Origin of the sequence: uncultured Ralstonia sp., from assembly GCA_913056305.1 — a bacterium.
Classification (GTDB): Bacteria; Pseudomonadota; Gammaproteobacteria; order Burkholderiales; family Burkholderiaceae; genus Ralstonia.
The window spans coordinates 1-5386 of the sequence record CAJXMR010000275.1; the positions used below are offsets into that span (position 1 = coordinate 1).

Below are 5386 nucleotides of genomic sequence, written 5' to 3' on the forward strand. Positions count from 1 at the left end.
AACGTGCCGGAAGACTACGTGCACCGCATCGGCCGCACGGGCCGCGCGGGTGCGCAGGGCGAGGCGATCTCGCTGGTCTGCGTGGATGAGCACGGCCTGCTGCGCGACATCGAACGCCTGATCAAGCGCGAGCTGCCGCGCACGGTGCTGGAAGGCTTCGAGCCGGACCCGACCATCGCGGCGGAGCCGATTCCGAACGGCCGCAACAACGCCCGTGGCGGGCGCCCGGGTGGCGGCCGTGGTCAGCAGCAACCGCGTCAGGCCAACGGCAATGCCGCGCCGCGCGAGCCGCGTGCTCCACGTGAGCCCCGCGAACCGCGCCGCGAGTCGAGCGGCAACGGTCAGGGACAGAGCCAAGGTCAAGGCCAAGGCCAGGGTCGCAATGGCGGTGGCCGTCAGCGCCAGGCGCAAGGCCAGCGTGACGGCCAGGCTGCACCGAAGCCGCGCAACGGTAACGGCGGCGGCAACGGTCAATCGCATGCCCGCGGCCAACGTCAGGGCAATGGCAGCAGCCAAGGCAACGGCAACGGGCAGGGCGGTCAGCGCCGCGCTTCCAACACGCAATCGGCACAACCGGCCAAGGTGGCACAGCCTGCCAAGCAGCCGTTCAATGGCCTGTTCGCCAAGGCGGCGGCGCTGCTCGGCGGCCGTAAGGGCTGACGCCCATGCACGACGACGGCCAACCGGCATCGGCGGGCGCCAATGAGGCGCCGTACGACGGCCTGACGCCCGACAGCATCCTCGATGCGCTGGCGCAGGTCGGCCTGATGCCGGACGGCCGCATGTTTGCGCTCAACAGCTACGAGAACCGCGTCTATCAAGCCGGTGTGGAAGACAGCGCGCCGGTGGTGGTCAAGTTCTACCGCCCGGGCCGCTGGAACGACGCGCAGATCGTCGAGGAACACGCCTTCACCGCCGAGCTGGCGGCGGCTGAGATTCCGGTGGTCGCGCCGCTGCAGATCGATGACCGCACGCTGCACGCGTTCGAGCGCTGGCACTTCGCGGTCTTCCCGCGCTGCGCCGGCCGCGTGCCCGCCATCGACCGCGACGACACGCTCGAATGGATGGGCCGCTTCCTCGGTCGCATCCACGCCGTGGGCGCGCAGCGGCCGTTCATGGCGCGGCCCGCGCTCGATATCGACACCTTCGGCGTGCAATCGCGCGACTGGCTGCTCGAACACGATTTCATCCCGCCCGACCTGCTGCCCGCCTGGCGCAGCGTGGCCGATGCCGCGCTCGACGGCGTGCGCCGCTGCTACGACCGCGCGGGCGACGTCTCGCTGCTGCGCCTGCATGGCGACTGCCACGCCTCCAACGTCCTCTGGATCGAAGAGGCTGACGCGCTCAAGACCGATCCGATGCGCACTGCCGGCCCGCACTTCGTCGATTTCGACGACAGCCGCACCGGCCCCGCCGTGCAGGACCTGTGGATGCTGCTCTCGGGCGATCGCGCGTCGATGCAATCGCAGCTCGCCAGCGTGCTGGCCGGCTACGAAGACTTCTGCGAATTCGACGCGCGCGAGCTGTATCTGGTGGAGGCCTTGCGCACACTGCGCCTGCTGCACTACAGCGCATGGCTGGCGCGTCGCTGGAACGATCCCGCGTTCCCCGCTGCGTTCCCGTGGTTCAACACGCAACGCTACTGGCAGGACCGGGTGCTGGAGTTGCGCGAGCAGATCGCGCTGTTGGACGAACCGCCGCTCTGGTGAAACCGAGCGGCGGTTTTTCTTTGGACGCGTGAGGACGCTTTAGGCAAACTTGCCGGCCTGGAAGTCACGCACGGCCTGGAAGATTTCTTCCTGCGTGTTCATCACGAACGGGCCGTACTGCGCGATCGACTCGTTCAGCGGCTGACCGGCCACCAGCAGCACGCGCGCTGGTGCATCGCCCGCGCGGATGACCACACCATCACTGTCTTCCGTGTTGGCGAGGATGGCCATCTGCTTGTCGTCCACGCGCTGCAGGCCGGCGTTGCCCGGTGCTTCGGCATCGCCCACCAGCGCGCTGCCGCGGAACACGTAGACGAACGCGTTGTGCCCCACCGGCAGCGGCTGCGCGAACGACGCCCCCGCCGGCAACGTGATGTCGAGATACAGCGGCTGCGTCGCCTCGCGCGTCATCGCACCCTGCACGCCATGCGACGCGCCGGCGATCACGCGCACCGCCACGCCGTCTTCGGTCGTGACCTCGGGAATCTCGGCCGACGGGATGTCGCGGTACCACGGCGTCGTCATCTTGTCGCGCGCGGGCAGGTTCAGCCAGAGCTGGAAGCCTTCCATCACGCCGTCTTCCTGCTCCGGCATCTCCGAATGCACGACGCCGCTGCCGGCCGTCATCCACTGCACGCCGCCGGTGGCCAGCAGGCCTTCGTGGCCGGCGCTGTCGCGGTGGCGCATGCGGCCCGCGATCATGTACGTCACCGTTTCGAAGCCGCGGTGCGGGTGATCGGGAAAGCCCGCCAGATAGTCGTTCGGGTCATCGCTGCGGAAGGCGTCGAGCATCAGGAACGGATCGAGCCGGCGCTGCAGGTTGTTCGTCAGCACGCGCGTGAGCTTCACGCCCGCGCCGTCCGAGGTGGCCCGGCCGGTGACGATGCGCTCGACGCGGCGGGCGCGTTGCACTTGCGGTTGCACGAGGGTTTCCCTGACGTTGTCCATTGGGTTCTCCTGGAAGCGGGGATTTGTCATATCCAGAATGTAGGGTGGTTGCCCTCTTTGCACTAGTCGGTTATTGTGGGAAAAAATGTTGCTCCCGGCGGGACAATTAAAACCAGAGGCCACAGAGCACGACCACAGAAGGAGGAAACCATGGATTTGAACCAATTGGCGCTGTTCGTGCGCGTGGTCGAAGCGGGGAGCTTCACGGCGGCGGCGACGCGGCTGGATTTGCCCAAATCGTCGGTCAGCCGGGGCATCGCCGCGCTCGAACAGGATTTGAACGTACGGTTGTTACAGCGCACCACGCGCACGCTGCATCTGACCGATGCGGGCCAGAGCCTGTACCAGGTGGCGTCCCATGCACTGGAAGACATCGAACGCGCCACCACCTGCGCCGGCGAGCTGCAAGACCTGCCGCGCGGCAAGGTGCGCCTGACCTCGTCCGAAGATGCCGGCCGCCTGCTGGTGGCCCCGGTGGCCGCGCGCTTCATGCAGCAGTATCCCGACATCGATCTCGACGTCGTGCTCACGCCGCGCAATGTCGATCTCGTGCAGGAAGGCTTCGACCTGGCCGTGCGCATTGGTCGCCTGGCCGACAGCTCGCTGGTGGCGCGGCCGCTGGGGGTGCTGCGCATCGGCCTGTTCGCTTCACCGGAATACCTGCAGAAGCACGGCGCCCCGCAGACGGTGCAGGCCCTGAGTGAGCACAGTTGCCTCGACTTTCGCGGCACCGGCCGCGGCGAGACGCAGTGGCGCCTGGTCGGCCCCGATGGCCTGAAGACCGTGGCCGTGCGCGCCCGCCTGAACGCGGACAGCCTTTCCTATCTCGAGACACTGATCGCCGGTGGCGCCGGTATCGGCCCACTGCCGCTGTATGCGGGTGGCGCGGCACGGGCCAATGCACCGTTGCCGCGTCTGGTGCGCGTGCTGCCGGACTACGCCACCAGTGGCGAGCCGCTGCATCTCGTCACCCCCACCGCGCGCTTCATTCCCAAGCGCGTCCGTCTGCTGATCGACATGCTCGGCGAGTCGATCCGGCAGGAGCTGGAACACATCGATCCGTCCTGAAGCACGCCAAGGGTCGCGGTCTCGTCAAATGTTGTGACGGTTGTGCCGGTTGCGCTTGTCGCGCGGCATCATCCGTCTCACGTTTGCCGGACAGTACGTCGTTCCCTCCTTGACGTCACCCCCGTGAAACGTTGCGGCGCGTCCCCCCGGTGTGCTGCAGCGGTCCGGCACACGCGACCCTTGGGCGTTTCTGATCCCGTCACAGTTGTGGGAAACGCCGCGGCCCGGACCTCGTTGTCCGGGCTTTTTTTTTTGCCCGAAACCGCCCGCACGACGCGGGGCGGCGCGACAAGTGACGTGGCTGCCATCGGACTTTGCCGCACTGTTCGCGAAATAGGACTCTTCCCATGGTCGGCACAACACCCCGCCATGAAAATGGCATCAACGTAACACATGCAACGGATCGCGCCGCACGTGCTGCCGATCAAGGGCGCACAAGGCCCGGCCATCCCGGCGCGCATGTGGAGTTGGTCAATTCATGGAGCCCCGAACATGCGTATTGCATTGCTAGAAGACGATCCTTTCCAAAGCGAAGTCATCGTCCAGATCCTGTCCCAATCCGGTCACGACGTGGTGACCTTCACCGATGGCGCCACGCTGCTGCGCATGCTGGGCCGTTCGTCGTACGACATGCTGATTCTCGACTGGCACACGCCGGGCATGCTGGGCATCGATGTGCTGAGCGTCGTGCGCAGCCGCCACAAGGACGTGCTGCCGATCCTGTTCGTCACGGCCGAGGAAAGCGAGAAGGGTCTGGTGCGCGCGCTGAGCCAGGGCGCGGACGACTACATCGCCAAGCCGTTCCGCATTCCCGAGCTGCGTGCCCGCGTCGATGCGCTGCTGCGCCGCGCGTATCCGATTCCGTACGGCCGCATGCCGTTTGACGTCGGTCCGTACCACTTCAACCCGCAGCGCCAGCAGGTCACGCTGCACGGCGAGCCGGTCACGCTGACGGGCATCGAGTTCCAGCTCGCGCTGCTGCTGTTCTCGAACGTGGGCCGCACGCTCTCGCGCGACCACATCTTCGGCCAGGTGTGGGGCCGTAACTCGTCGGAATACACGCGCACCATCGACAGCCACGTGTCGCGCATCCGCATGAAGCTGAACATCGAGCCGGTCAATGAAGTGCGCCTGGTGGCTGTCTACAAGCACGGCTATCGGCTGGACCACCTGAAGCCCGCCGAGGACGCGGAAGCGCTGGCTGGAGTGGCGGATATCTCGTACGAGGAGTAAGCGCAAACCAGGCGCACGCGCTGCGCTGGTTCAAACAGGGCGATGTCGCGGGGAGCGCGCCATCGCTCTTTTTGTTTGCGCCGCCGCTGGTATGCTCGGCATTCCTCTTCTTGCGCCGAGGCCGGTGTGCCGCTAGTCAATCTCAACGCTGTTGCCGATGCGCTGCCGCACGCATGGTCGTCTCGCGTGCTGGAACGCTTTGGCGGCGGCAACTTCAAGGTGCTGCGCATGGATGGCAGCGTCTATCCCGATGAGGTGCACGACTACGCCGAAGGCCTGCTGGTGATCGACGGTGAGCTGCGCCTGCGCATCGACGATGCGCCGGTGATGGTGTCCTCCGGCGAGCTCTACGTGGTGCCGGCCGGCGTGCCGCACAGCGTGGACGCAGGCAGCCGCGGCACGCTGGTCATTCTGGACGTGTAAGCGGC

General features: G+C 66.8%; 5 protein-coding genes and 1 pseudogene. 5 read left to right on the top strand and 1 reads right to left on the bottom strand.

The annotated features are described in order from the left end of the window. Together QZ609_RS24150 and QZ609_RS24155 are read left to right on the top strand one after the other, a co-directional pair. Positions 1-660: pseudogene (locus QZ609_RS24150) on the top strand (RNA helicase); the annotation flags it as partial. A 5-nt stretch (positions 661-665) separates the two neighbouring features. Next, on the top strand, positions 666-1709 hold the full coding sequence (locus QZ609_RS24155) for a serine/threonine protein kinase (RefSeq protein ID WP_295500297.1): 1044 nt from the start codon (positions 666-668) through the stop codon (positions 1707-1709). A 39-nt stretch (positions 1710-1748) separates the two neighbouring features. Here QZ609_RS24155 and QZ609_RS24160 read toward each other — a convergent pair whose 3' ends face one another. After that, positions 1749-2657, bottom strand: a complete 909-nt coding sequence (locus QZ609_RS24160; RefSeq protein ID WP_295500299.1) for a pirin family protein — start codon at positions 2655-2657, stop codon at positions 1749-1751. A gap of 150 nt (positions 2658-2807) precedes the next feature. On the opposite strand from QZ609_RS24160, the gene QZ609_RS24165 reads away from it, so the two are divergent. From QZ609_RS24165 to QZ609_RS24175, 3 genes are all read left to right on the top strand, one after another. Beyond that, a complete protein-coding gene (locus tag QZ609_RS24165) occupies positions 2808-3725 on the top strand; it encodes a LysR family transcriptional regulator (RefSeq protein WP_295500301.1) in 918 nt (305 codons plus the stop codon). A gap of 492 nt (positions 3726-4217) precedes the next feature. Beyond that, a complete protein-coding gene (locus QZ609_RS24170; protein WP_295500303.1) occupies positions 4218-4958 on the top strand; it encodes a response regulator transcription factor in 741 nt (246 codons plus the stop codon). A gap of 126 nt (positions 4959-5084) precedes the next feature. Next, positions 5085-5381 (top strand): cupin domain-containing protein, encoded by a 297-nt coding sequence (locus QZ609_RS24175; protein ID WP_295500305.1) that lies wholly within the window; start codon positions 5085-5087, stop codon positions 5379-5381. The last annotated feature ends 5 nt before the right edge of the window (positions 5382-5386 follow it).

What these genes read in the sequence shown, in the direction of transcription:
- QZ609_RS24155 (WP_295500297.1), top strand. Translation starts at nt 666, where the DNA reads ATGCACGACGACGGCCAACCGGCATCGGCGGGCGCCAATGAGGCGCCG.
- QZ609_RS24160 (WP_295500299.1), bottom strand. Translation starts at nt 2,657, where the DNA reads ATGGACAACGTCAGGGAAACCCTCGTGCAACCGCAAGTGCAACGCGCC.
- QZ609_RS24165 (WP_295500301.1), top strand. Translation starts at nt 2,808, where the DNA reads ATGGATTTGAACCAATTGGCGCTGTTCGTGCGCGTGGTCGAAGCGGGG.
- QZ609_RS24170 (WP_295500303.1), top strand. Translation starts at nt 4,218, where the DNA reads ATGCGTATTGCATTGCTAGAAGACGATCCTTTCCAAAGCGAAGTCATC.